Genomic DNA, 25799 nt, shown 5'->3' on the forward strand with positions numbered 1-25799 from the left:
AATCTCATGAAATAATAACAAACTCCCAAGATTGCGTACGTACAATTGCTACACAATTTCCTCGCAATGACGATACCAGCAAATTACCCCTTCAAACTCTCTACCACAAAATGCATAATACTGCCGTGCTTTATATAATTTATCTCATTATCCGTAAATATTTGCAATATTAAATCGATTGTTCTTATTTCACCGGTTTGTTTTTTTATCACGCATTTAACAGGATTATAAGAGCTTATATTCTCGCTTAAGCCTATAATGTCAATAGTTTCTGAACCGTCTAACTTTAAATCTAGTCTTGTATTATTGCCGTTAAAAGTTAGCGGTAAAATACCCATACCTACTAAATTTGAGCGATGTATTCGCTCAAAGCTCTCGGCAATCACTGCCTTTACACCAAGCAACCCAGGTCCTTTTGCTGCCCAGTCTCTAGATGAGCCGCTACCATATTCTTTACCTGCAAAAATCACTACCGATACATCATGAGCTTTGTAGTCCATAGCTGCATCGTAGATAGTTTGCTGCGTACCGTTTAACTGGTTTATGGTAAACCCGCCTTCTACACCTTTACACATCTCATTTTTTATACGAATATTAGCAAATGCGCCACGCATCATTACTTCATGATTTCCTCTACGTGATCCATAAGAGTTAAAATCTAGAGGCTCTATATGATGGTCCGTTAAATATTTAGCAGCAGGGCTGGTTTTACTAATACTACCTGCCGGCGAAATATGGTCGGTAGTAATAGAATCACCGAGAATTGCTAGAATTTTTGCAGATTTTATATCTTGTATATTATTCTTGCTGCCTATATCCTCAAAATAAGGCGGATTATTAATATAGGTACTATTCTTATTCCAGGTATAAGTAGAACTATTAGTAACCTGTAAATCTTTCCACTCTTTCGTTCCGCTAAATATATCAGAATATTTTTCTATAAACATAGAGGAATTAATTGAATTTGCAATAACTTCATCTATCTCTTCTTTGCTTGGCCAAATATCTTTTAAATAAATATTTTCTCCTATGGGCATATTTGTTAGATCTATATTAAGAGTGCCGCTAAGTGCATATGCTACGACTAAAATAGGCGAGCCGAGATAGCTTGCTTTAGTAAGCGGATTAATTCGCCCTTCAAAATTCCTATTACCAGATAAAACAGAAGCAACAACTAACCCGTGTTTGTTAATAGTTTCCTCTATTTCCGGATTTAGAGGTCCGGAATTACCGATGCAAGTAGTGCAGCCGTAACCTACTAGATTAAACCCTAATTCATCTAAATATTTATCAAGACCGCTAAGCTTCAAATATTCCGTTACGACTTTTGAACCAGGAGCAAGAGAAGTTTTAACCCAAGGCTTTACCTTTAACCCGTGTTCTAGTGCTTTTTTAGCAAGAAGTGCTGCACCAATCATAACCGAAGGATTAGAAGTATTAGTACAACTAGTAATTGCTGCAATTACCACATCGCCGTTACCGATTTCGTAATTCTGATTTGCTACAGCATATTTTTTATCAATGTCTTTATTTTCTAAAGCAAAATTCGGTAATTCATATTTAAAATTACTTGCTACATCGTTTAAGTTTACTCGATCTTGCGGACGTTTTGGACCGGCAAGTGAACTATGTACCGTAGATAAATCTAGCTCTAAAACCTCGGTATATTCCGCTGCATGTTCAAAATCATACCAAAGATTCTGCTCGGTTGCGTATTGCTCTACTAATCTGATTTGCGTTTTTTCTCTACCTGTTAGCTCTAGATATTTTATAGTTGCTTGATCAATCGGGAAAAAGCCGCAAGTAGCACCGTATTCAGGCGACATATTAGAAATAGTAGCACGATCGGCAATCGTTAGGTTTTTAAGCCCCTCACCGAAAAACTCGACAAATTTACCTACTACTTTCTTTTTCCGCAACATCTCGGTAACGGTTAAAACTAAATCGGTTGCGGTAGCTATGCCTGTTAATTTTCCTGTTAGTTTTACCCCAATCACCTCCGGCAGGATCATAGTAAGAGGTTGACCTAGCATGGCAGCTTCTGCCTCTATTCCGCCGACTCCCCAACCAAGCACCGATAAACCGTTCACCATAGTTGTATGGCTATCTGTTCCAACTAAACTATCAGGATAAAGGGTGCCGTCTTTATGCCACACGACTTTTGCTAAATATTCTAAATTTACCTGATGACAAATACCTGTACCCGGCGGCACTACTTTAAAATTATTAAATGCTTGCTGTCCCCATTTAAGAAATGTATAACGCTCTATATTACGTTTCATTTCCATTTGAACATTTTTATCGAATGAATCCTTAGCTGCATAAGAATCAACGCTTACGGAATGGTCTATTACCAAATCAACAGGAATAAGCGGGTTAATTTTTAACGGATCGCCTCCTATTTTCTTCATCGCATCACGCATAGCCGCCAAATCTACAATAGCAGGCACACCGGTAAAGTCCTGCATCAAAACTCTTGCTGGCATAAAATCTATTGCCGCATCAGATCTTTTAGTTTTTAGCCATTCTTTAAATACAAGTAAGCTTTGCTTTGAACCATTAGAACGTAATACATTCTCAAATAATACTCTTAAACTATATGGAAGCTTTTTTAAGGGAAGATCGATATCGCTTGCCACTTTATTTATATCGTAAATTTTGTATGAAGTATTATCGACTGATAACTCTTGTATATATTCTGAATTATGTACTTTTAACATTTGTTTCTCACTTGATTATATGTGGAATGAACATCGTCATTGCGAGCAGCCGTAGACTGCGTGGCAATCTCAGAAAGTTTGACAAGATTGCCGCATCCCTTCTTCTCACTCCTCACCATGACGGAAAAAAGCCTTACAATGAAATTAAAATAACCTTATCCCCAAACGTAGATTTTTCAAACAAATTAATGTTGATCTGATAAAGATTTTTGAAGATCGAGAAGCTTAGTTGCTATTTCCGCTTCACTTAAATTCGTAACGTTAATAGCCGTTTCCGTAGCTATATTAATATAATTTGCCGTTACTTCGATTACACCGCCGGAAATAAGATAAGTGTTTTCGGATTTATGCATATCATCTATATAAACCTGCACTAAACCGGCTTTTAAACTAACAATCATCGGAACGTGACTCGACAGCACTCCAAACATACCCTCCTCACCCGGCATTGTTACCATTTTAGCTTGCTTTTCAAATGCAATACTTAAAGGAGTAATTATTTTGACTAGAATTGTTGCATTCATAGAATAATATAGTAAAATTACTATGTCATTCCCGCCTACGCGGGGATGACATCAACGTCACTTCAACGTCTGCGCCTTCTCTATAGCCTCGTCTATAGTGCCGACCATATAAAAAGCAGCTTCCGGTAAATCATCGTATTTACCCTCTACAAGTCCTTTAAAGCCTGCGATAGTATCGGCTAGATTAACAAATTTGCCTGCAGCTCCGGTAAATACTTCAGCAACATGGAAAGGCTGCGATAAGAAACGCTGTATTTTTCTAGCACGTGCCACGGTTAGTTTATCTTCTTCGGATAGCTCATCCATACCTAAAATAGCGATAATATCCTGCAACGATTTATAAGTTTGTAAAACCTGCTGCACTTGTCTTGCTACACTATAATGTTCTTCACCAACAATCATCGGATCAAGTACCTGCGAATTACTATCTAACGGATCAACTGCCGGATAAATCCCAAACTCGGCTATCTGACGGCTAAGTACCGTTGTAGCATCTAAATGTGCAAAAGAAGTAGCAGGAGCAGGATCAGTTAAATCATCCGCCGGTACATATATAGCCTGCACGGAAGTTATTGAGCCGTGCTTAGTAGAGGTGATACGCTCTTGTAGTTCGCCCATATCGGTTGCAAGAGTAGGCTGATACCCTACCGCTGACGGAATCCTACCGAGTAACGCCGATACTTCAGAACCTGCTTGAGTAAAACGGAAAATATTATCTACAAAAAACAAAACATCTTGCCCTTCCTTCATATCTCTAAAACTCTCCGCAATGGTCAGACCGCTTAACGCAACTCTTGCCCTTGCTCCCGGCGGCTCGTTCATTTGTCCATAAACTAAAGCTACTTTTGACTTTTCAGGCTCTGCAAGGTTAATAACACCCGAGTCAATCATTTCATGGTAAAGATCATTACCTTCTCTAGTTCTCTCACCGACTCCTGCAAATACCGTATAACCGCCGTGTGCTTTAGCTATGTTATTAATAAGCTCCATTATAAGCACGGTTTTACCGACTCCTGCACCACCGAATAGTCCTATTTTACCGCCTTTAGTATAAGGAGCAAGTAAATCAATAACTTTAATACCGGTTACTAATATATTACACTCGGTTGACTGATTGGTAAAATCAGGAGCAGGCTTATATATAGAAGAAATATTTGAGCTTTTAATGTCTCCTTTACCGTCAATCGGCTCACCTACAACATTCATAATACGCCCAAGCGTCTCAGTACCTACAGGAATACGAATAGGACTGCCTGTATCTATTACTTCTGCGCCCCGCACTAACCCTTCCGTAGAATCCATAGCAATACAACGCACCGTATCATCACCTATATGTTGTGCCACTTCCAGTACTATCCTTTGTTTATCGTTATAGCACTCTAGAGCATTTAAAATTTCCGGCAACTCACCGTTATTCGTAAATTTTACATCCACCACCGCTGAAATAATCTGAGTAATTTTTCCAATATTTTTTGTCATGATTTTTTCTTTTGTTAAAAAATATACTACAAATAAAATGAAGGACAGATAGACGCAGTTTAATGTGGAAAAGAGCAAGGCATTGCATATTTTTTGACACGTACATACTAGTACGTGAGGATCAAAATATGAAACAACGACGCCAATTTTTCAAATTAAACGAGTATATCTAAACCGCTTCTGAACCAGCTATAATCTCTATTAATTCCGTAGTAATAATAGTCTGTCTTGATCTATTTAATTTTAAAACTAACTTGCTTATTAAAGCATTAGCATTATTTGTTGCATTTTCCATAGCGGTCATTCTAGCCCCCTCCTCACTTGCTCTACTTTGTAGTAAAGCATAATTTATTTGGGAATTCACATATAAATTAATTAGATTAGAAATGAGATTCTCTCCCTCATATTCATAATTATAGTCAATTGATTTGGACTCGCCTACTATGTCACTTGTCGCTCTCCTATTATTTATAGGTTCCGCTCCTCGTTCCTTGTATCCGAATCCGACTAAATTAACTATAGGATTACCTATCATAGAATCATCCTGATATTTTGCTACCGGTAAAATCTGTTGTCTAGTCATAATTTGAGTCATTGCATTCTTAAATTTATTAAAATATATAACACAATTACTAATTTCTAGATTTTCTACTGCCGACATAATTTTTTGTTTTACTTGTAGCATCAGATTTTCATCATGAATTTTGGGTAACTCAAAATAACTATCAATATAATTTACATATTGCCTTTTTAGTGCTTCGTAACCTTTTTTTCCAATAATGATAAGTTTTATTTGTTCGCCTTTATTTTCTAACTCTTTAATATCATTCTTAACTTGCTTAATTATACTGTAATTAAACGTTCCGCATAAACCACGCTGTGATGTCATAACTATCAATAAATTTGCTTTATTCGGCACGGTATTAAAAAATTTCTGCTCTTCTATAGATAACTCATACATATCAATTGATAATATAGCAGACATCATTTTACTAATAGCCTCAATATAAAAATTTGAATTGGCTATTTGACTCTTTATTTTTGCCATTTTAGAAGCTGATACTAGTTGCATTGCTTTAGTAATCTTTTGTGTAGATTTAACACTTTTAATTCTAGTTCTTAACTGCTTTAAATTTGACATATTTATTTAGTATTTTTATGTCATTGCGAGGAACGAAGCTTGGTTGCAATCTCATCAAATATCCTGAGATTGCCATGCTCCTTTCAGTCGCTCGCAATGATGATTTAGTATCCACACAAAAACAACATCATCTTATTTTACAAAGTCCTTAACGAAGTTTTCTAAAAATGCTTTCAGTTTCTGCTCGGTTTCTTCGGTTATACGTTGCTCGTTTTTTATTGATTCCAAAATATCTTTTTTATTTAACCTTATCTCCGTAAGCATTTTATCTTCAAATTCTTTTACTTTCTGAAGCGGGACATCATTTAAATATTTCTTAGTTCCGACATAAATACTTACTATTTGTTCTTCTACCGGGAAAGGATGATATTGAGCTTGTTTTAATATCTCAACTAATCTTTTACCGTGATCGATTTGTGCTTTAGTGGTAGGGTCTAAATCTGATCCAAATTGCGAAAAAGACTCAAGCTCTCTAAATTGAGCAAGCTCTAGCTTTACCGAACCTGCTACTTGCTTCATAGCCTTTATTTGTGCTGCAGAACCAACACGGCTTACCGAAATACCGACATTAACGGCAGGTCTTACGCCTTTATAAAATAGCTCACTTTCTAAGAAAATTTGACCATCGCTAATCGAAATAACATTTGTTGGGATATATGCTGATACGTCACCTGCCTGCGTTTCGATGATAGGAAGAGCAGTAAGTGAACCGCTGCCTTTTTCCTCTGACATTTTAGCAGCACGCTCAAGCAACCTTGAATGCAGGTAGAACACGTCACCGGGATAGGCTTCTCGCCCGGGAGGTCTTCTAAGTAATAATGAGATTTGTCTATATGCAACAGCATGCTTACTTAAATCATCATAAATAATAAGTGCGTGCATGCCGTTATCACGAAAATATTCGCCCATACTACAGGCAGAATAAGGAGCAATGAATTGAAGAGCTGCAGCTTCCGAAGCAGTAGCCGAAACAATGAGTGTATAGTCCATGGCTCCGGCATCTTCTAGTTTTTTTACTATTTGTGCAACACTTGATCTTTTCTGCCCAATAGCTACATAAATACAATAAATTTTATCACTTTCATTAGTAAGTGAATGAGCTTGTTTTTGATTAATAATAGTATCAACAGCTATAGCCGTTTTTCCGGTTTGCCTATCACCGATTATTAACTCTCTTTGTCCTCTACCTATTGGGATTAACGAATCTATAACCTTTATTCCGGTTTGTACGGGCTCGCTCACGCTCGTTCTTTCTATTATCCCCGGAGCCTTCATCTCGATATGTCTGTACTCTTCACTTGCAATATCGCCTTTGCCGTCAATAGGATTACCTAGAGCATCAACAACACGACCAAGCAAGGCTTTTCCTACCGGTACTTCTAAAACTTCTTTAGTTCTTTTGACATTATCACCTTGCTGTACTTGGTTATCATCCCCCATAATTACAGCACAAACACTATCATTTTCCAAGTTTAAAACAAGGCCCTTAACACCGGATTTAAATTCTACTACTTCACCGGATTTTACATTAGCAAGACCGTAAATTTGGGCTATACCGTCACCGACGGTTATTACCTGCCCTACTTCCTCAAGCTCACTTAAGCAATTAATATTAGCTATTTCCTTTTGTAATATTTCAGCTACTTCAATAGGCTTTAGTTTCATGTGGTTTATGTCTCCTAATTTTCTTGTCATTGCGAACGAGCATTGCCCGTGTGGATACCGAGTCGTCATTGCGAGCAGCCGTAGGCTACGTGGCAATCTCATAAAATATCCTGAAATTGCTTCGTCAATTACTTCGTAATTTCCTTGCAATGACTATATAAATATCTATACAGCAATATTAACTGTCTTTAAAGCTTTCATTATTTTCTCTAAACTACCTTTTATTGAGTAATCTTGCAACATACTATCATATTTAATTACAATACCACCAATAATAGTACTATCTATATCAAATAATATTTCTGTTTTTTGATTTAATTCTTTTTCTATACGAGATTTAATCCACTCCTGCTCTTTAGGTTGTAACTTATTTGCAGCAATAACCTGAACTATCTTTATATTTTTACTTTCATATAGTAAAGTATTATAAGCATCTACTATATTAGATAAAATAGCAGTACGAGAATTTTTTACCAATAACAATAAAAAATTTTGTACTATTGTGCTAATTTTGATATTTTTTGCTAACGAATTGACTGCGTTAATTTTGTCGTTCTTATTTACTATAGGAGAAAATAGGAACTCTCTAATATCAAAATTATCGGTAATTATACGGTTTATAGAAGTAATTTCTTCAAAGATCTTATCTTGTATATTATCAACCATAGCGTTATTAAATAACGCTACTGCATAACTCTCGATTAAATTACCTTTGTTCATTTTCTTAATTTATATCTCCGAAGTAAAATGAAACATATGCACGAAGATCAACTTTAACAAGAGCAAGGAGTCTATAAGGCGAGGAGCGGAGCATATACTTAATACGTGAGCACCACAGCTCTTATAAGACGACGTAGCCAATTTTTGAAGTTCATCGAGTATTATATATGTATTGCCCTATCATAAGCAGAGAATACTGATTCATGCATCATTTCCGATAAAGTCGGATGTGGGAAGATAGTGTTAATTAAATCCAACTCCGTTCCTTCTAAAGTTTTTGAAACCACATATCCTTGTATTAATTCCGTAACTTCCGAGCCTATCATATGAGCTCCAAGCAGCTCGCCCGTCTTAGCATCAAATATAGTTTTAATTAAGCCATCGCTATCACCACTGACTAAAGCCTTACCGTTAGCTCTAAAAGGAAATCTGCCTATTTTAAGCTCATAACCTAAGGTTTTTGCTGCTTCTTCAGTCAAACCGACGCTTGCTATTTGCGGCGAAGAATAAGTGCAACCAGGAATATTATGTTTATTAATAGCATGCGGTTTTAAACCCGCTATGCTTTCTGCTGCAATAATACCTTCATGGCTTGCTTTATGAGCTAAACAAGGCCCTCCTACTACATCGCCTATAGCATAAATTCCTGATGCCGCAGTTTGCATTAATTCGTTAGTAGTTATATAGCCGTTTTCTACTTTAATTTTCGTTTTCTCAAGACCTAAATTCTCCGTATTAGCTGTAATACCTACTGCCATAAGTAAAATTTCAGCTTGTAATTTTTGTATTTTATCTGCTAACTCTAACTCAACTTCTATCTTATCTTTTGATTTTGTTTGCTTAATTAACTTAGCATTTGTAATAATTTTTATACCTTTCTTCTCAAAGTTCTTATGAGCGATTCCGGTAATTTCCGTATCTTCAGCAGGCAATATTCTATTATGTGCCTCAATTATGGTAACATCCACACCAATACTATTATAAAACGAAGCGAATTCTATACCGATGGCACCTGAGCCGACAATAATCATAGATTTCGGCACATGCTGCGGTATCATAGCTTCTTTAGAAGTCCAAATTTGTTTACCGTCAGGCTTAAAGCCTTTTAAAACTCTAGATCTTGCGCCGGTAGCTATAATAATATTTCCTGCTTTTACTGTAGGTTTATCATTTATATTTATTACCTTATTTCCTGCAAGACTTGCTACTCCGTCTATCACGGTCACTTTGTTTTTTTTCAGTAGTAACTTAACACCGCTTGCAAGCTTATTTGAAATATCTCTTGAGCGTTCGACTATTTTCTTAATGTTGATTTCAGCACCTTTAGCATCAATTCCATAATCTTTAGCATGTTTTATATATTCAAAAACCTCAGCAGATTTAAGCAAGGATTTAGTCGGTATACACCCCCAATTAAGACATACCCCACCCAAATGCTCTTTTTCTATTAATACAACTTTTTTCTTTAATTGTGCTGCTCTAATTGCTGCAACATATCCACCTGGACCACCGCCTATAACGGCTACATCATATTGTTCCATTTTATTTTTATTTTGTTAGTTTGTTATGAGCATTAACGTCATTGCGAGGAGATGCACAGCATCGACGCAGCAACCTCAGGAATCATACACTATCTCCTGAGATTGCCACGTTCCTTTCAGTCGCTTGCAATGACGGAAATGGAAATGACACTAGAGTATACTACTCTTCAGCATCCATCTATTCTTTTCATGCATCTTAATTCGTCCAATAATCATAGTCGGCTGTACCCTCATCGCCCTCTGCATGTACTACTTTGAGTCCCTTATATATGTATCTCTAATAATATCTTGATCCTTTGTTAGACTTTTAAGCATTTCATTTGCTGTTGCGTTTAGATTTGCCTCATCTATAGATGCAAGTTTTATTAAATCTGATAATGCTGGGACTTTAGCACTTAAACTTCTTATTCTTTCAACAAGCTCATCTAAGCTTTCAAAGCTTCATACTGCCCCTCAAATAATAAATGTAGACTTCTAAACTCTACTCCTTCTACATTCCAATGATAATTTTGTGTTTTAAAATAAAGCATAGCTATCTGCTAAAATTTGTTCTAAAGCTTTTACTACTTGCATAATACCCTTAAATTTCTATGAACTTTTTGAGTTTATAACATTTTTTTAGATACTTCAAGCGATATTGAAATTTATATAACTTCACCTAATTGCAATGATTATATATTAATTATTAATTTTTGTTAATAATTTCTTGACTATCAAATAAGTACTGCTGATTATGCCCTTCAATTTTAAAAATCCAAAGGAATAGCAAAATGATACATCAATTAACTTCATTTTTAACCACTGTGGCAAGAATTACTACAGCAAGAGCAACAATTGGAGATAAAGAATATAATATGCTTCAAATAGGATATAACGGAGAAAATTATTATATAGATCCTACTACAAAAAATTTAATTGTATCAAATTGTCCTAAAAATAATATGGCAGCGATGGAGTGTAGCAAAGGAATTGAATTATTAAATAGCGATATTATGAACCTAATATTTAGAGGGTTTTTCAAAATAAAGAAAGCGTTAACTATAGACGAGGCTATTATTACTGCAGTTAATGATAATGGAGACGATATATGAGATTATATATTTAAAAAACAAGGTGATAATACTTTTATGTATGAGGAAGCATTGATGAAAATATGTCAAGAAAATTTTCGTTATTATTTTGATCCACAAAATTATACTAAAATTTAAAACCCTACTATTGAGTATATACTCTTAATACTGCAGCAACTAATAACCCTATTACTATAGGTTATAGTAAAGGATGCGAAATACTTGAGGTACTTAAAGGCAATAATTTGAATGGAATTTCTTCAGAAATAAAGGATTTAATATCTAACCCAATATCTAGCACTACTCAAGGTACTAGCACAATAGAAAACTTATTAGAACTCATAACAAAAGACTTATCTGAAATAAATCCGATTAATAACACAATAACAAGCTCTACTGCCGAAATTTCTGAATCAATCTTTTCCAATAACACTGAAAGTTGGACTGAAACGGGAATAAATTTAATTAATAACACCGTAGCAAACCTTACTAATACTGCTTTCAATACAACTTACAACTCTCAAGACAATATGTGTGATGAGAGTGATAACGATAATTCCTTGGTTGCTCAATATATAAGCATTGGCACAGCTGTAGTTGCCTCCATAGCTGTTATAATAGGTGTAGGGATAAACTTGGTATGTTAGAAATAAAAACACAACAAAAGCTAAATTAAAACAATATATTGATGAAATTGAAGCTGAAAAACTTGCTACTGAAATTAATGAAGATGTTACTACTGAAAATAACACTCTACTTGATAATGATCATGCTGTAGTAGATATGACCGGAGTCTCCTATGAAGAAGAAGGTACTTATAAGTATAGATAACCTAGAGTATTGCTTTTTAATCAACAACCAATAGCAAATTCACTGTTGGTTGTTCCTTGAAAATAAAAATTGAGATGTATTCCAATTCTTTATTTATCAATTCTTTTAGCTTTTCTTTCGCTGCTTCTTTAGAACGTTGCCCTGCATAAGAATCATAATTTTTATTATTATCTTCAATGAAATGTACAAAGAAAACTGTTCTGTCATTTTTTTGTAGTCAACCTATAAACCATCCGATTTTACGATCCTTTAACTTTACAGTTCTATCTTGGCTAAATTTATTACCGCTGCCTGTTTTACCGTAACGCTTCCAACAATCTACAAAATCTTCAATAAACAAAATATTTTTAGTCATTTCTTGGGCTTTATTTAACACTTACAGGCAATTTATTCTCTGCTAGTTTCTGAAGAAAAGCTAATTATTCTTACGGTGAAATTTCTAAAGAACTAGAAAGCCATGCATTAGTTAAACCGTTATTCTTTCCTTTATCTCCTGAAATATCACGATTACCATAATCAAATTTTGTTACATAATCACGAAATTTTTCAATACCTAATTCTTTAGTAATAATCTGAGAATACCAAACACAGCTATTCTTCATCCAATCTTTAGGTGTTTGGGATTGTTTCCAAACTTCAAGATAGTCAGCATATCTTTCTTTAAAAGGTAATTTTGGATGAGTTTCATCAATTAAAAACCCATCATCATAACCCATTAAACTTATAGCAATTTTAAATGTTGAGCATGGAGCATAACGAGACTTGCAATTACCTTCTTGAATTACCTTCTTGGTTTATAATTTTCATTAACTAAAAAATAATCCGCTCGAGTTATAAAAGGTATAGTAAGTGATATTAGGGCAGTGAGATATAAAATAATTTTTTTCATAGGTTAAAATAAAAATAGGGGGTTTTGTTGCATGATATAGAGAACAGGGCATGACATCGGCTTAAACTAATTATACAGTTTAGTAAATTTCCTGCGATTGATCTTCCTTACTCGGTACATAATCAAAAATATCATTATTATCTTGATTATCAATCATATCTTCATTCTCAAGCATCTGAACATTATTTACTTTAAATGCTTCTATAACAGTACCGCTTGGTGTAATTTTACCAGTTGCTTTATCTACGGCAATTAGCTTAATTGAATCTGGAACTTTGAAAGACAGCGATGGCTCATCCTTATAAGCATTACTCATAAAATCAATAAAAATCGGTAATACTACGTTTGAACCTGTTGCTCTTTTTCCAAGCTCTTTCGGTGTATCATAGCCCACATAACTGCCAACTACTATTTTGGGTGTAAAACCTACAAACCATGTATCTTTACTATCGTTACTAGTACCGGTTTTTCCGCCGATAATTTTCCCTAACTTCTTCGCAGCATAACCGGTACCTCTATCTATTGCTCCGGTTAAAAACGAAGTAATTTGATAATCACTAGCTTCATCCGTAACTCTATAGATATATTCTTTCGGTATTTCTAATATTGCGGTATCTAAATTACTATCCGAAACATGACAAGCAAGACATTCTCTATCATCTCGCCTATAAATAATTTTACCGTTACGATCTTTAATTAATTCTACAAAATGAGGCTTAACTTTTTTACCGCCATTAGCAATAATTGCATAAGCATTAGTCATTCTGCTAAGTGTAGTTTCAATTGAACCAAGTACCATAGAGTAAACTTTTTTTGGTTCATTATTAATACCGAAACGCTTAATTATATCCACAATTTTTGTAAGTCCTACGGCAGTTGCGACTCTTACGGTTATAAGATTACGAGATTTTTCAAGACCAGTACGCATAGTGATTTCACCTAAAAACTTACCCTCATAATTTTTAGGACGCCAACTAGGCATCCCTGGACCTTGCGAAATCTCAATAGGTCCATCATTAAAAATCTGATTCGGCTTAACACCGTTTTCAAGAGCTGCTAAATAAACAAAGGTTTTACTCAAAGAACCGGGTTGACGAAGTGCTTGAGTTACTCTATCAAATTTACTTGTGGAAAAATCATAACCACCGACGCTTGCAAGTACCTGTCCGGTATTTGGGTTCATAACCATAATAGCACCGTTTACTTCAGGAATCTGACGAAGAGCATACCCCTCTTTTATAGCCTCAACCACTATCACATCACCTTTTTTAAGCAAGGTCTTAACTGATTTAAGATTACTTCTTGCCCATTTCATTTCAGCAATAGGCATCTTAGATTTGCTGCCGTCTATAAGTCCAATCTCTACATGATTATCGGCTACATCTAGAACTACAGCTAATTTATACTCTAAAAGCGATGGAGGAGTCGGTAGTTTTTTTAGCTCTCCTTGCCAATTATCAAGAGAAATATTAGCTATAGGCTTTCTAAAACCACACCTTCTATCAAACTCCCTTAGACCTTTTCTTAGAGAGTTTTCAGCTAATTGCTGCATCTTTGCATCTAACGAAGTAATGATAGTAAGACCTCCGGTATAAAATTCTTCCTTACTATTTAACATCCTAATTACTTCTTCTCTGACCTGTGCAGCATAATAATCTGCCGTAACAGTTTCTTCTTTAGCTCGTTTACGCAAAACTATCGGGCTATCCATAGCTTCTTTCGCAGCGTCTCTTGTTATATAACCATCTTCAAACATACGTGCTATTACGTAATCACGACGAGCTTTTACTCTAGCATAGTTTCTCTCAGGATTAAGTTCGGAAGGAGCTTTAGGCAGTGCTGCAATAAAAGCTGATTCTGCAATAGTAAGTTCCTCTATGGATTTATTAAAATAATTTTGTGCAGCTGCCGCAACACCGTATGCACCACGACCAAAAAATGTTTGATTAAGATATAATTCTAAAATTTGATCCTTAGTAAATACTCTTGAAATCATATAAGAAAGAATCGCTTCTTTAATCTTACGTTCAAGAGAAACTTCGTTAGTTAGCAGAAAATTTTTAACCACTTGCTGAGTAATGGTAGACGCTCCTTCCATACGCCTATGATGTAAATAATTAGATATGTTTAAAAATGCCGCTCTAACTATTCCAAGCAAATCAACGCCGGGATGGTTATAGAAATTCTTATCCTCAGCTGCAATAAAACTTTCTATTAGCGAACTCGGTACGCTATTAATCGGTACAAATACACGACGTTCAAAAGCGTATTCCTCCATTAATTTGCCGTCACGGGAATAAATACGCGTGACCGACGGTGGATAATAACTTGTAAGCTGTGAGTAATCAGGCAAATCACGTGAATAGTGGTATATTATATAAGCAGTAATCCCGCAACCTACTAAAATAAGGAAGGCAAAAATTTTTAAACAAAAAAGAAGAGATTTATACATGACTTATAATATTTCGCCGGCTAAACTATTAAGTGAAGCCTTAGTAACTTTTACATCAATGATTTTACCAAGTAAAGATTTATTAGGGTTTTGAATATATACGGACTGCATGTATGGAGTTTTACCTATTATCTGGTCGTCGAATTTACCATTGCGATCAAATAGAACTTCCATAGTACTACCAACACAACTTGCATTAAAAGCTAGTTGCTGAGCCATGAGTTCTTGTTGTAATATAGTTAATCTCTCTGATTTTATATGTTCAGGTATTTGGTCAGTTCTAGTTGCACCAGGTGTGCCGGGACGTGGGCTATATTTAAACGAATAACACTGACCGTATTTTACTCTGCGGACCAAATCTAACGTATCCTCAAAATCTTCATCTGTTTCACCGGGAAACCCGACAATAAAATCAGAGGATAAAACTATATCGGGCCTTGCTTCTCTTAAGCGATTAATTATATCAAAATAATATTCCCTATCATGTTTGCGGTTCATGGCTTTTAATATTTTATTTGAACCTGACTGCACTGGTAGATGTAGAAACGGCATTAATTTAGGTTCGGTGCCGTGCAGTTTTATTAGATCATCATTCATATCTATCGGGTGTGAGGTGGTATAACGTAATCTCTCTAAATTGGGAATTTGTGCTAGATGTTTGAGTAAATCGGCTAGACTAAATATTTTATCTGCAGAACCTTTACCATGATATGCATTGACATTTTGTCCAAGTAACATAATTTCTTTAGCACCGCCACTAACTACTTTTAGTGCTTCTCTGTAAACCTGCTCTACATTTCTTGAAAATTCAGCACCTCTAGTATAAGGTACTACGCAGAAAGTACAAAATTTATCGCACCCTTCCTGTACCGATATAAAGGCACTTGTTCCTTGCGGATATAATTGCTCAGGTAGCTGATCAAATTTTGCTTCTTCAACAAAATCAAGATCGATTAAGTGCTTTTCGTGTCTAACGACTTTTGAGATTAATTCCGGTAGGTTATAATAAGATTGCGGACCGACAACAATATCAACATAAGGAGTTCTTGTAAAAATCTCCTCCCCTTCCGCCTGTGCAACACAACCGGCTACAACTATTATTGCAGAACTTAAACCTTGTTTTGTTCTGGTATCTTGTAGTTTCTTAATACGACCGAGTTCAGAATAAGTTTTCTCGGCTGCTTTCTCTCTGATATGACAAGTATTTAGAATAATAACATCTGCTTCTTCAATATTTTCAGTAGGTTCATAGCCAAAGGGATAAAGCAAATCCTGCATCTTAACGGAGTCATAAACATTCATCTGACATCCGTAGGTCTTAATATAAAGCTTCTTACTCATAATTTTTTATATATATCTTTAAACTAAAGGCCCTAGTATACGAAGATCAACTTCAAAAAGAGCGAGGAGTTCACAAGGCAAGATGAGCTGCGTATAACGTAATACGCGAGAACTGAAGCTCTTGTAAAACGACTCAGCCAATTTTTGCAGTTCATCGAATATACTATAAAAAGTTTTATATTATACTATATTTATATCAATCTTTAAACTCAAACCTTGATGGGCATTGCTCAATAACTATAGATATCTTTAAAAGCCCCCGTCATTGCGAGGAAAAACTGCAAGTTTTGATGAAGCAATCCAGTTAAAAATGCTAATATTTTTATTATTTTTGCTAGATTACCATGCTCCTTGCAGTCTCGCTCGCAATGACGACTCGGTATCCACGCAGGTAATGCTGAGTTAGGAATGACACTCAATCCTTACTGATTAATTCTTGCGGTGATTTCTTTTAATTTTTCTATTCTTTCAATAAGACAAAAGCAGCTGTTCTTTAGTAATTTTATAGTTTTTATCATATCTTGCATCAACATAAGCTTTTTCAAGAAGCTCAAAACACTTTTTTTGTTCTTCGGTTAATTGAAGAAATACACTCCATAATTCATTGTCATAATTTTCTGCCATGCTACCTAGTTCTTGTAAATTATGTAATTCAGGTTTGTAGTTTGAGAACACTAATAAAATAGAACTGTAAAGACTTTCCGTAGCTTGATGAATGGCAAAGGCTGATAAAGCATACTCCAAATCGTTTAAATAAGTAGTTGCCCCTTTAAAAACCTTTACCTCTACCAAACCAATATGCATAATAATCTTTAGCCTCGCTAAGTATAAATTCACCGCTATCATATAAAAGAATACCTTCTTTTTTTATATCGGTATAAAAATAACGTCCTTTTTCTAACTACCTACTTATTTCCTCTATTGACTCTAGAATTATCGATATTCTTGAATCATAAGGAATAATTTGCTTAGGGTTTATTATTCCTGTGTTTTCTAATCTTATATATATTATCTTTTAATCTTAAAGCAGTGTATCCTTTATATTGACCTTTTTTTAGAATTATCAAAATATCAGTATCGCTATGTGATAGCCGTGAGGTAGATCACGTACCCAATCGCCTCTAGCAAAAGAGCCGTACAAGATAATCATAGCGATTTTTCCTGTACAATATCTAAAATCTGCTGCACTATAAAATTAAGCCTTGCTCTAATTTTAAGAGAACGTTCGGGTAAGGTGGTTTTCATTTACATATCTATACTTTATATTTTGCTGCTTTTAGCTTTTTTATTTCTTCTATTGTAAGCTTAGTATATCGTGCTATTTTCTCTATAGGTTCGTTCTCTATTAGCATTTCCAGTTTCAATTTTCTCTTTCTCTATGCCCTTCTCCATCCCGGCATTAAACTTTTCTTTAAACTTGTCTATTTCTTGTTGTATAGCCATTTCAGCTCTAAAATATCATGCTCCTATTCTGTCCATTTATATTGCTCTAAACTTGCATATGCCGATAACACAATTTCATCTTTAATCTCTTTTGGCGGTTCTTGTTCTTGCGAAGCATATTTTAATAAATGCAACCATTCATCGGTATCATCATCTTTAAGATCATTTTTTTTAAACTTCCCTAGTTCAATAAATACATAAGTTAATGAAAACAAATATTGTTTATGGGGATTGCTTTCTTTTATATGATGATAACTAATATACGGCAATTCATCAGGCAAAGCTTTTGCTCCTATGATAGAAATTATTACTACCGGCAATAAATCCTTATGTTACATATCCTTCTTAATTTGACTAACGTAGGTATAACAACTGTAAAGCTGCGTTCTATTAAGATAATCTTTCTCCATTTTACGCTGCATCTCGATTATATACCATCTACCGGTTTCATTTTTAACTTTTAGATCGAACAAACTTCTTTGCCCTTCAAGAAATAAAGGTAACTGTTCAGTAGTTATATAGCTTAAATCTATGATTCTATCTCCTTTCGATAACCTAAGAAGAGAGTTCAATAAATTTATTAATTTTACTTTATCGCTAAATAATTTTTTAAATGCGACATCATTTGTACCGTCTAAATATCTTTGGTAAGTTTTTATACATAGCAAATTAACTTCAAGCAGTAAATTACTTTTACAATTTATTATCAGTACTAGGCTTCTTGCATAACCTATCTTATAAAGAGGAACTTGAAGGAAACACGGGACACAGTACTGCAGCGTACATAAAAGTACATGAGGATGCGAATACCGGATTGACGTACAAATTACCTTTAGAAGGAGGTTATGCAAGAAGCCTATTTAATACCTATCATTATCATCATACACTCCCCAAATTACTTTCTTGGAAATCCAACCTGTGTAATCCTTACATGTAATTTGGCAGAATTGTTCTTTACATTTTTTTAAACTACAACGAACTTTTGGCATTAATTTTGCTATAACTCGACTTTTAGGATCTACGGATTTAGTAAGTTCTATTTCCTTATCAGAAGTAATAACTACTGATCTTTTACCTGATAAAACGCTTGAATGTATCCAACCGCCTTCGCCGTTAATGTCACGTACTTGTCGCCATTGCTTGTACTCTGCAGTTATTTCTACCGGTTCGCCTTTTTTAACAAACACCCATTCTACGGCAGATTTAGTAGTTGGTCCGCTCCTTGCATTTACTTCATTAGATTTTATTGAAACAAATCTCGGAATAGGCAATGTTTTATTATCGGCATTAATTGTTGTTGATAATATTACAATAATTAAAGTAATAAGAATTTTAATCATTATCTTCCGCTTCAGATAAAGCATCCTCTTTTTTTGCTATTATATAATTACCAAGCCTAAATTGTACTTTTATTCTATTAATTTCCTGCTCGCTAATACCTATATTTTTTAGGACTGTTCCACCTATTTGTAATCCAGCCTCATAACTTTCCGGAATAATAGTTGTGGCACCTAAATCATAAAACTCTCTAGCATTTTTTAAATTTTTTAACTTAACGACAACCGGTATATCCTGATAATTACCACTAATTGTTTTAAGCGATTTCTTGATAGTTACTTGATTATTCATAGTAAGTATTATAGCGAATGCTCTTTCCGTACCTAATGCCTTTAGAGTATCGGCTTGCGATACATCACCTTTAAAAACCGGCAAACCGTTTGATAGCTCTTCTTTTACTCTATCATCATCTAAATCAAGTATTACGTAACTTATACCTTCTGCTTCCAAAACTCTTGCTACCATTTTACCGGTATTACCGAGTCCGGCAATAATAATATGGTTTGTTAAATCTCTTGCACCAAGCTCAATCATTTGAGTCGGAGTTTTACCAAGTCCTTTATCCACTTTCTCAGCAATCTTTTGCCCTAAAGCTGCAAGTAATGGAGTAAGTGCCATAGTAAAAGTAACTACGAGTAATAATATATCGGCAGTACTTTCTTCTAATACTCCACTATCTTTACCTAAACTGAATAATATAAAACCAAACTCTCCGCCTTGCGATAATAATAAGCCTGAATAAAAAGCAACTCCTTTATTAAAACCGAATAAAATACAAAAAGCCGTTATGATTAAGGTTTTTATACCTATTAAAGCAATAGATAAAGTAAGAATATGAGATATTTTTTCATACATTTCTAGGGCATCGATATTCATACCCACGGTCATGAAAAACAATCCTAAAAATAAACTTTTGAAAGGATAAATACTTTCCTCTGCCTGCAATCTAAATTCAGTTTCCGCAACTAATACTCCGGCAACAAATGCTCCTAGAGCTAAAGATAAACCAAATGTTTCGGTAGCCCAAGCAGCAGAAAGTACTATTAATAAAGTCATCGAAATAGGTAATTCGCTTGCATTATTACTTTCTGATGAAATGAATGAAAATACAGGACGAAGAAAAACACGACCGACAATAAATATCGTAAGTAAGGCCGTTACGGCTTTTAAGAGTGCAATACCAAGAGCCGCTGCAAGCGAGGCTTTATTGTTACCGGCAAGTAACGGAACTATCACAAGCAATGGCACTACGGCTAAATCTTGTAGTAACAGAATAGCTAAAGAAACTCTCCCTATTTGCGTTGATTGACTACGATTTTCCTCAATAACCTGCATAACAAGTGCCGTAGATGAAAGGGCCAGACCACCGCCGGTAATAATAGCCGCACTACTATTGCCGTCTATAAGCACCATTGCACCGGCAATTACTATAGCGGTTGTTAAAACTTGCAAACTACCGAGACCAAATACATATCGTCTCATAGCTTTTAATCGCTCGAAGGATAACTCAAGTCCTATCGCAAATAATAGAAATACTACACCAAGTTCACCTAGTAACTTAGTTTGGTCATATGTTACGATTTTTAAACCGTGATCACCTATTGCAGCTCCGGCAATTAAGTAACCAAGTACCGGACTTAATCTAAGACGTTTAAGTATAGCCACGATAAAAACCGCAGTACCGAGTAAAATTATAACATTAATAAGAATATGATCGTTCATCTTTTCCAAATTTCTTCTAACTTAAAATGCTCCCGTACTTCAGGATAAAAAATATTAATTAAAATAGTACCTGCATCTATTAGTACCCATTCTGATTTACCAAGCCCCTCAATATTACTATTTATACCAGCATTATTTTTTAATTCTAAAGCTACATATTCAGCAATTGCTCCAACATTTTTAGTCGAACGACCGCTAGCAAATATAATATAATCGGCTAATTTATGTTTTCCTGTTAAATCAATTACCTCAATATCTTCTGCTTTTTTCTCACTTAAACATTCTAAGATAAATAATTTTAATTCTTCAGTTTCTTTTTTCATAATAATTAATAAATGACATAATAATATTAATGATTATATGCATAAGAGTCGATTTTATCAATGAATGTTTAAAATTCTATAATAAAAATTCATATAAAGCTTTACTTTAAGCAAAAAAACTTTAATTAATACTTAAATTAATATTGATAAAATAATGGCAATATCTGTAGAAGAGTTAGAAAAAATACTTAAAGAATCATTTCCAAACAGTACAATAAAAATTACTGATTTAGTAGGAGATCAAGACCATTATGCCTTAGAAATATCAGACGTTCAATTTAATGGACTTTCTTTAATTAATCAACATAAATTAGTAAAAAACGCCCTCATGTCTGAAATATTAAATAAAAAACTACATGCAATTACCATAAAAACTATCGCAGTTCCCGAAAAATAATTACAAATACTAATATAATAATCCTTATACAAATTCAACTTATTATTTAATTTTATGCAAACAGCTGATTATATAGTAATCCACTATTCGGTTTTTAGAAGTTTACTTTAAGTCTTAGCGTACCGGACTAAGCATGGTATTTTTTAGCTAAGTTCAGACTGTAATGCACTCCGTACTCCATTCTACCCTTCTTAATTACTGCACCTGCCCCTAAATCATAGCAAATGAAGTTTCTTTCCATAGATAATTATAACCCCCAACTATTTGACCGCTATAAGAAGGTTACGCCTTCTATAAATAGGTTATTTATAAAGTTATATAAACCGTATATAGAGCCCATATTAGTTCTGACCTTAGTAACATTGCTGGCTTTAGCATTTTGGTAACGTAACTTCGTATCGACTCTAGTATAAGCAGCACCCAGAACTATATTATCGTTTATAATGGTATCAACCCCGATTGAGCCACCAGTAGATTTAGCTTTATAACCGCTCAGTCCGTTAAAGGCTTTTTGTACTGCCCGTAATATAGGCTAGCCCATACCCTGTAAATGGAATTATTAGCTTTACTTTCATCAAGTTCACAATCACCGCCTCCGACAGCTACACCTCTCTTACGTGATGTGGCATCTTCTGCTGCAGGATTTGTAGCGTTGTTATTTTCATCTTCAAGAGCCTTAACTCTCTCTTACTTTTTGATTACCGATACTAGTATTATCTTGTGCAGCATTAAAGCCGTCGTTCGCTTTAGCATGACTTATTCCGCTACCTGAGCTTCCACCACTACTTGTACCTGCAGAATTATCTCGGCTACTACCTATAGCAGACATATCGCTACCGGAACTACTTACCCATGCCGTTACTATTATTAGTGGGAGACACACCTGTTGCTTTAGGATTACCACTATTACCGTATGGACTACTTCTGCTGTTGGTTACACCGCCTTTAGTTATACCTCCCAAACTAGAACTGCTCCCTTGTGCTGAAGAGTTACCGCTATTAGCATACCGGTTGCAGCAGGACTATTATAACTTGGGCCACCGGCACCACTCTAACCACTAGAAGCCGTTGATGGACTGTATACATCCGAACCAGGAACTGGACTATTGTAGCTTGAGCCACCTGTTGACGGACTGTTATAACCCGTAGTACCTCCAAAGCTATCGCTTCCTCCAGTTGATAACTGGTTAGCGCCTACGTTTGAGGTTGGAGTCGTTACGACCGAAGGAAGCATTCGGACCGGAAGGATTGCCTTCGACATTAGCAGGACCGTTAGGACCAAAACCACCGGTACCAACTGAGGGGCTACCGCCGCCTGTACCAATATTACCTCCTGTAGTTCCTCCTGTACCAGGTCCGTTAGGACCAAATCCGTCTGTGGCCTGAGCCGGAGTAGTCGGAGTATTATATCCTGCCGGATTGCTAGGTGTTACGTCGTAGCCACCCGGAGTGGTAGGCGGAACATATATATTGTTAACTACACTACCGCTAGTTGGTGGCGACTGTAGAGAGCTAAAACCTCCAACACTCGGACCGACGGAACGACCCCATTGGGGTTATAAGCGGAGTAGTTATTCTATATCTCATTTGAAGGTCTTTGAATTATAGGTAAGAGATGTTCAACTACTTCTCGTCTTTGCCCTACAAGGGTATTTACTATAACATTACCGACAAGAGTATTTATTAAAATTTTGATGATATTATCTATTGTTACATCTCCTGTTGGTTCTATCGGTAAAAGTACAAAGGAATTACCTGTAATTTGCCATCTGATAAAACCACCTTCATTAGCGGTTACATTAAACGGTAAGCTTGCAGCATTACCGACTATGATATTACCTCCTGCCGTGGTGATGATAGGATAAGCACTACCCTGCCCAATACAATAGCAAACGGATTATTTTGTGCAGTTAAAAATACTTTAATTGAAGAAACATTTGATAAATCAAAGGTACTACCGCTTGCGAGTACTATATTACTACTATTAGCGTTGCCTGTTTGCCCTGCATTTATAGTATCATAGAAGACATTTATAATAAACTCACCGGTAGGAGTAGCAGAGCCTGTATAAGTAACTTTATTATTACCAAGATCGAAAGGTATATTACTTCCTGAGATATTGTCCCCGACATTTACGCTAGTATTATCACAGGTAAACATCATTGTTGCTTATAGTATTTGCTCCTAAATCCAATGCAATAAAAGCGGTTTTCTTCGGTGCAAAAGTAATAGCATTAGTGCATGTTACCACTTTTTGTAACCATACATCATCATCGAATTTATGACTACCGCCGTTAATCGGTGCTTGTACAAGTACAGCATTAGTGTATTCTGCTGAAGAGTTGCTGCTGCTCCCTTTGAAGTTCTCTGAAACGATTTTTGTTTTGTAATGAAATTTTGTTGTTGCTCTTGGCACTTTAACACCGCCGACCGTGGCTGACGGAATGTCTAAACTTCTACTGTTATAACCGGTAAATACCGCTGATTTATCGGCATCAATAGTAATATCTTTAGCATAGGTATCCCCTTTTACCGTGTCTTTATTACTACTAAACTAGTTTAAGGTTTAAATTCTCACCGCCTAAATCATCGGCAAAACCATTATTAGCGTTAAATATTGCCGTACCTTGATTATTACTTGGTACCGAACCACTATCGCTAGCTCCAGTTGTTAAATCATTTGATATTGCAAGAGTATGGATTTTATTACCTGTGGTCGTAATTGATTCATTTATTATACTTGTATTATTAAGGCCTAAAGTTGCAGACTGAGCAGTAGTAAATGAAATCGAGCCTGTTTTCACGGTACCTCGAATTGTAACATCACCCCCGTCTATTTGAACTATATCGACCATTCCTTTAGTACCTATACTACTGGAATAAGTAATAGCAGTAGATTCATCAAAAATTACCACGCTATCCTCAGGATTTATAGCTAAAGCAAAAGGAGAAAAGCTTGATCCTTCAGAAATATCTAAACTATTCGTTGTTCCCTTAAATTTTATGTCGCCACCATTTATTAATATTACATATCCTGCATTAATACCTCCGGTACAATTTAATACATCACCGCTAATAGTTATATCACCCACTTTTGAAGTACTGCTTACCTATAGCTCCACTAACGTAACGCTGCTTGAACCGGTAAACATTAAATCCACAGCTTTACCGCCTGTGATGTTAATATCACCGGTTAAATTAGTTGCTTGAGCAAACACTATATGACCCGTGCCGGTTCCTTGGATTTCAGCAATTGACATATTACCGCCGGCGTTAATCGTAACAGTGCTGTTGTCAGCACCCGCTTTTAACATTGCAAGGTTCATAATTGTATTCGTTGAATTTCCATTACCGTCAACTGTACCTATAGTACCGTTAGTACCTCCGGTACTTGTTATATTACCGGTAATAGCTAATGTTATATTATTTGCTATATCACTAGCAAATAGTGCGGTACCGGCATTATTTTGGAAATTCATATTACTATCAATCTTTACAGCCCCAAACTCGCTATTAATAGGACCGGAAGGAGTGGAGAAAAAAACATTTGATCCAACTATCATATAGCAACTTTTACAACGGATACGTCGATATTTGGGGTATTAAGAGCAGTTATTACCAGTGTTCCGTGCCCTGTAAGTTGTACTTTACTCACCAGATTTGCTTTTGTTCCGATAGCATACTTATTAGCCATACCATCTATTGTTAACTTGGTATTAGCATTTCTTGCATTTATCTCAACTACACCGATATTTGAAACAACTGACTCTACATTACCTGTTAACTCTATAGTACTGTTCTTACCGCTAGCTACGGTAGTCATTAACTTTAAAACAGATGCGGGATTCACGAATGTAACACCTGATGCATCTAATGGAAAATCACCGTTTAATGCCTCAAGGGCATAAACGGCTGGTCCAGCATTAACCTCACCAATATTAATTTGGGCAATCTTAGCCGAGGTAAGTGATGCATCGGCAAAAACACCCCGCCAGCAGCAATAGTAAGCACTGCAGTATTACTCATATCAAGTCCATTTGTACCTAACATAGCATTAGTACCAACAACGCCGACATTACCACTAACATTTATAACAGCAAGGGGATTTGCCTTTGTACCAGGAGTTTCATTACCAAAATTACCCTGCAAAGTTAACACATTGTTATTAGGTATAATACTAGAAGTACTACTTAAATTGACGCT

The 25799-nt window shown here is 35.4% G+C and carries 27 protein-coding genes and 3 pseudogenes; 5 read left to right on the top strand and 25 right to left on the bottom strand.

From position 1 onward, the window contains the following. Positions 1-83: 83 nt before the first annotated feature. From acnA to ACPKKV_RS00600, 8 genes and pseudogenes are all read right to left on the bottom strand, one after another. Positions 84-2720: an aconitate hydratase AcnA gene (acnA, locus tag ACPKKV_RS00565; protein WP_392505668.1), complete on the bottom strand. Its 2637-nt coding sequence runs from the start codon at positions 2718-2720 to the stop codon at positions 84-86. A gap of 185 nt (positions 2721-2905) precedes the next feature. Then, entirely contained in the window at positions 2906-3244 is a 339-nt protein-coding gene (locus tag ACPKKV_RS00570; protein ID WP_392505669.1) for a F0F1 ATP synthase subunit epsilon, read from the bottom strand. Between the two features lie 57 nt (positions 3245-3301). After that, entirely contained in the window at positions 3302-4723 is a 1422-nt protein-coding gene (atpD, locus tag ACPKKV_RS00575; RefSeq protein WP_392505671.1) for a F0F1 ATP synthase subunit beta, read from the bottom strand. 169 nt (positions 4724-4892) lie between these two features. Beyond that, entirely contained in the window at positions 4893-5864 is a 972-nt protein-coding gene (gene atpG, locus ACPKKV_RS00580) for an ATP synthase F1 subunit gamma (protein ID WP_392505672.1), read from the bottom strand. A 132-nt stretch (positions 5865-5996) separates the two neighbouring features. Next, a complete protein-coding gene (gene atpA / locus ACPKKV_RS00585) occupies positions 5997-7529 on the bottom strand; it encodes a F0F1 ATP synthase subunit alpha (RefSeq protein WP_392506900.1) in 1533 nt (510 codons plus the stop codon). Between the two features lie 165 nt (positions 7530-7694). After that, entirely contained in the window at positions 7695-8249 is a 555-nt protein-coding gene (atpH, locus tag ACPKKV_RS00590; protein ID WP_392505673.1) for an ATP synthase F1 subunit delta, read from the bottom strand. A 161-nt stretch (positions 8250-8410) separates the two neighbouring features. Next, positions 8411-9790 carry a dihydrolipoyl dehydrogenase gene (gene lpdA / locus ACPKKV_RS00595; RefSeq protein ID WP_392505674.1) on the bottom strand — a complete coding sequence of 460 codons (1380 nt, stop codon included), beginning with the start codon at positions 9788-9790 and terminating at the stop codon, positions 8411-8413. A 150-nt stretch (positions 9791-9940) separates the two neighbouring features. Continuing rightward, positions 9941-10363 (bottom strand): annotated as a pseudogene (locus tag ACPKKV_RS00600) (Dps family protein). Positions 10364-10560: 197 nt separating this feature from the next. On the opposite strand from ACPKKV_RS00600, the gene ACPKKV_RS00605 reads away from it, so the two are divergent. Both ACPKKV_RS00605 and ACPKKV_RS00610 read left to right on the top strand, forming a co-directional pair. Next, a complete protein-coding gene (locus tag ACPKKV_RS00605) occupies positions 10561-10881 on the top strand; it encodes a hypothetical protein (RefSeq protein WP_392505675.1) in 321 nt (106 codons plus the stop codon). A 224-nt stretch (positions 10882-11105) separates the two neighbouring features. Next, positions 11106-11507 carry a hypothetical protein gene (locus ACPKKV_RS00610; RefSeq protein ID WP_392505676.1) on the top strand — a complete coding sequence of 134 codons (402 nt, stop codon included), beginning with the start codon at positions 11106-11108 and terminating at the stop codon, positions 11505-11507. Positions 11508-11770: 263 nt separating this feature from the next. Here the strand turns inward: ACPKKV_RS00610 and ACPKKV_RS00615 are convergent. The 9 genes and pseudogenes from ACPKKV_RS00615 to rsfS all read right to left on the bottom strand — a co-directional run. Continuing rightward, positions 11771-12046: pseudogene (locus tag ACPKKV_RS00615) on the bottom strand (penicillin-binding transpeptidase domain-containing protein); the annotation flags it as partial. Positions 12047-12116: 70 nt separating this feature from the next. Further along, the gene (locus tag ACPKKV_RS00620; RefSeq protein ID WP_392506901.1) at positions 12117-12473 is read right to left on the bottom strand and encodes a penicillin-binding transpeptidase domain-containing protein; all 357 of its coding nucleotides are present in this window, start codon (positions 12471-12473) and stop codon (positions 12117-12119) included. A gap of 186 nt (positions 12474-12659) precedes the next feature. Beyond that, positions 12660-15032, bottom strand: a complete 2373-nt coding sequence (locus ACPKKV_RS00625; protein WP_392505678.1) for a penicillin-binding protein 1A — start codon at positions 15030-15032, stop codon at positions 12660-12662. A 3-nt stretch (positions 15033-15035) separates the two neighbouring features. After that, a complete protein-coding gene (gene miaB, locus ACPKKV_RS00630; RefSeq protein ID WP_392505680.1) occupies positions 15036-16373 on the bottom strand; it encodes a tRNA (N6-isopentenyl adenosine(37)-C2)-methylthiotransferase MiaB in 1338 nt (445 codons plus the stop codon). Positions 16374-16841: 468 nt separating this feature from the next. Further along, on the bottom strand, positions 16842-17219 hold the full coding sequence (locus tag ACPKKV_RS00635) for a HEPN domain-containing protein (RefSeq protein WP_392505682.1): 378 nt from the start codon (positions 17217-17219) through the stop codon (positions 16842-16844). A gap of 620 nt (positions 17220-17839) precedes the next feature. Further along, positions 17840-18667: pseudogene (locus ACPKKV_RS00640) on the bottom strand (Rpn family recombination-promoting nuclease/putative transposase). Positions 18668-18676: 9 nt separating this feature from the next. Next, positions 18677-19156 (bottom strand): SH3 domain-containing protein, encoded by a 480-nt coding sequence (locus ACPKKV_RS00645; RefSeq protein WP_392505684.1) that lies wholly within the window; start codon positions 19154-19156, stop codon positions 18677-18679. Next, positions 19149-20876: a monovalent cation:proton antiporter-2 (CPA2) family protein gene (locus ACPKKV_RS00650; RefSeq protein ID WP_392505685.1), complete on the bottom strand. Its 1728-nt coding sequence runs from the start codon at positions 20874-20876 to the stop codon at positions 19149-19151. The genes ACPKKV_RS00645 and ACPKKV_RS00650 overlap by 8 nt, the downstream gene beginning before the upstream one ends. Next, positions 20873-21199: a ribosome silencing factor gene (gene rsfS, locus ACPKKV_RS00655; RefSeq protein WP_004997291.1), complete on the bottom strand. Its 327-nt coding sequence runs from the start codon at positions 21197-21199 to the stop codon at positions 20873-20875. Before rsfS ends, ACPKKV_RS00650 begins: the two co-directional genes overlap by 4 nt. Positions 21200-21353: 154 nt before the next feature. Here rsfS and ACPKKV_RS00660 point away from each other — a divergent pair, with 154 nt between their 5' ends. Further along, positions 21354-21596, top strand: coding sequence for a BolA/IbaG family iron-sulfur metabolism protein (locus ACPKKV_RS00660; RefSeq protein ID WP_392505687.1), 243 nt, complete (start codon positions 21354-21356; stop codon positions 21594-21596). 271 nt (positions 21597-21867) lie between these two features. Here ACPKKV_RS00660 and ACPKKV_RS00665 read toward each other — a convergent pair whose 3' ends face one another. After that, positions 21868-22125, bottom strand: coding sequence for an autotransporter domain-containing protein (locus ACPKKV_RS00665; protein ID WP_392506902.1), 258 nt, complete (start codon positions 22123-22125; stop codon positions 21868-21870). Between the two features lie 147 nt (positions 22126-22272). Then, positions 22273-22425: a hypothetical protein gene (locus ACPKKV_RS00670; protein WP_392505688.1), complete on the bottom strand. Its 153-nt coding sequence runs from the start codon at positions 22423-22425 to the stop codon at positions 22273-22275. Positions 22426-22844: 419 nt separating this feature from the next. Here ACPKKV_RS00670 and ACPKKV_RS00675 point away from each other — a divergent pair, with 419 nt between their 5' ends. Together ACPKKV_RS00675 and ACPKKV_RS00680 are read left to right on the top strand one after the other, a co-directional pair. After that, positions 22845-22982, top strand: coding sequence for a hypothetical protein (locus tag ACPKKV_RS00675; RefSeq protein ID WP_392506951.1), 138 nt, complete (start codon positions 22845-22847; stop codon positions 22980-22982). A gap of 308 nt (positions 22983-23290) precedes the next feature. After that, entirely contained in the window at positions 23291-23461 is a 171-nt protein-coding gene (locus ACPKKV_RS00680; protein ID WP_392505690.1) for a hypothetical protein, read from the top strand. Here ACPKKV_RS00680 and ACPKKV_RS00685 read toward each other — a convergent pair. From ACPKKV_RS00685 to ACPKKV_RS00710, 6 genes are all read right to left on the bottom strand, one after another. After that, on the bottom strand, positions 23424-23759 hold the full coding sequence (locus tag ACPKKV_RS00685; protein WP_392505691.1) for a hypothetical protein: 336 nt from the start codon (positions 23757-23759) through the stop codon (positions 23424-23426). The two genes, ACPKKV_RS00680 and ACPKKV_RS00685, sit on opposite strands and share 38 nt — an antisense overlap. Next, on the bottom strand, positions 23743-24012 hold the full coding sequence (locus ACPKKV_RS00690) for a hypothetical protein (protein ID WP_392505692.1): 270 nt from the start codon (positions 24010-24012) through the stop codon (positions 23743-23745). Before ACPKKV_RS00690 ends, ACPKKV_RS00685 begins: the two co-directional genes overlap by 17 nt. 133 nt (positions 24013-24145) lie before the next feature. After that, the gene (locus tag ACPKKV_RS00695) at positions 24146-24511 is read right to left on the bottom strand and encodes a hypothetical protein (protein ID WP_392506903.1); all 366 of its coding nucleotides are present in this window, start codon (positions 24509-24511) and stop codon (positions 24146-24148) included. A gap of 195 nt (positions 24512-24706) precedes the next feature. Beyond that, positions 24707-25159, bottom strand: coding sequence for a hypothetical protein (locus ACPKKV_RS00700; protein ID WP_392505693.1), 453 nt, complete (start codon positions 25157-25159; stop codon positions 24707-24709). After that, positions 25156-25419 (bottom strand): hypothetical protein, encoded by a 264-nt coding sequence (locus ACPKKV_RS00705; protein ID WP_392505694.1) that lies wholly within the window; start codon positions 25417-25419, stop codon positions 25156-25158. The genes ACPKKV_RS00700 and ACPKKV_RS00705 overlap by 4 nt, the downstream gene beginning before the upstream one ends. A gap of 65 nt (positions 25420-25484) precedes the next feature. Next, positions 25485-25754 carry a hypothetical protein gene (locus tag ACPKKV_RS00710; RefSeq protein ID WP_392505695.1) on the bottom strand — a complete coding sequence of 90 codons (270 nt, stop codon included), beginning with the start codon at positions 25752-25754 and terminating at the stop codon, positions 25485-25487. Positions 25755-25799: the final 45 nt, after the last annotated feature.

This window comes from Rickettsia finnyi, assembly GCF_049668125.1.
GTDB classification, from domain to species: domain Bacteria; phylum Pseudomonadota; class Alphaproteobacteria; order Rickettsiales; family Rickettsiaceae; genus Rickettsia; species Rickettsia kotlanii.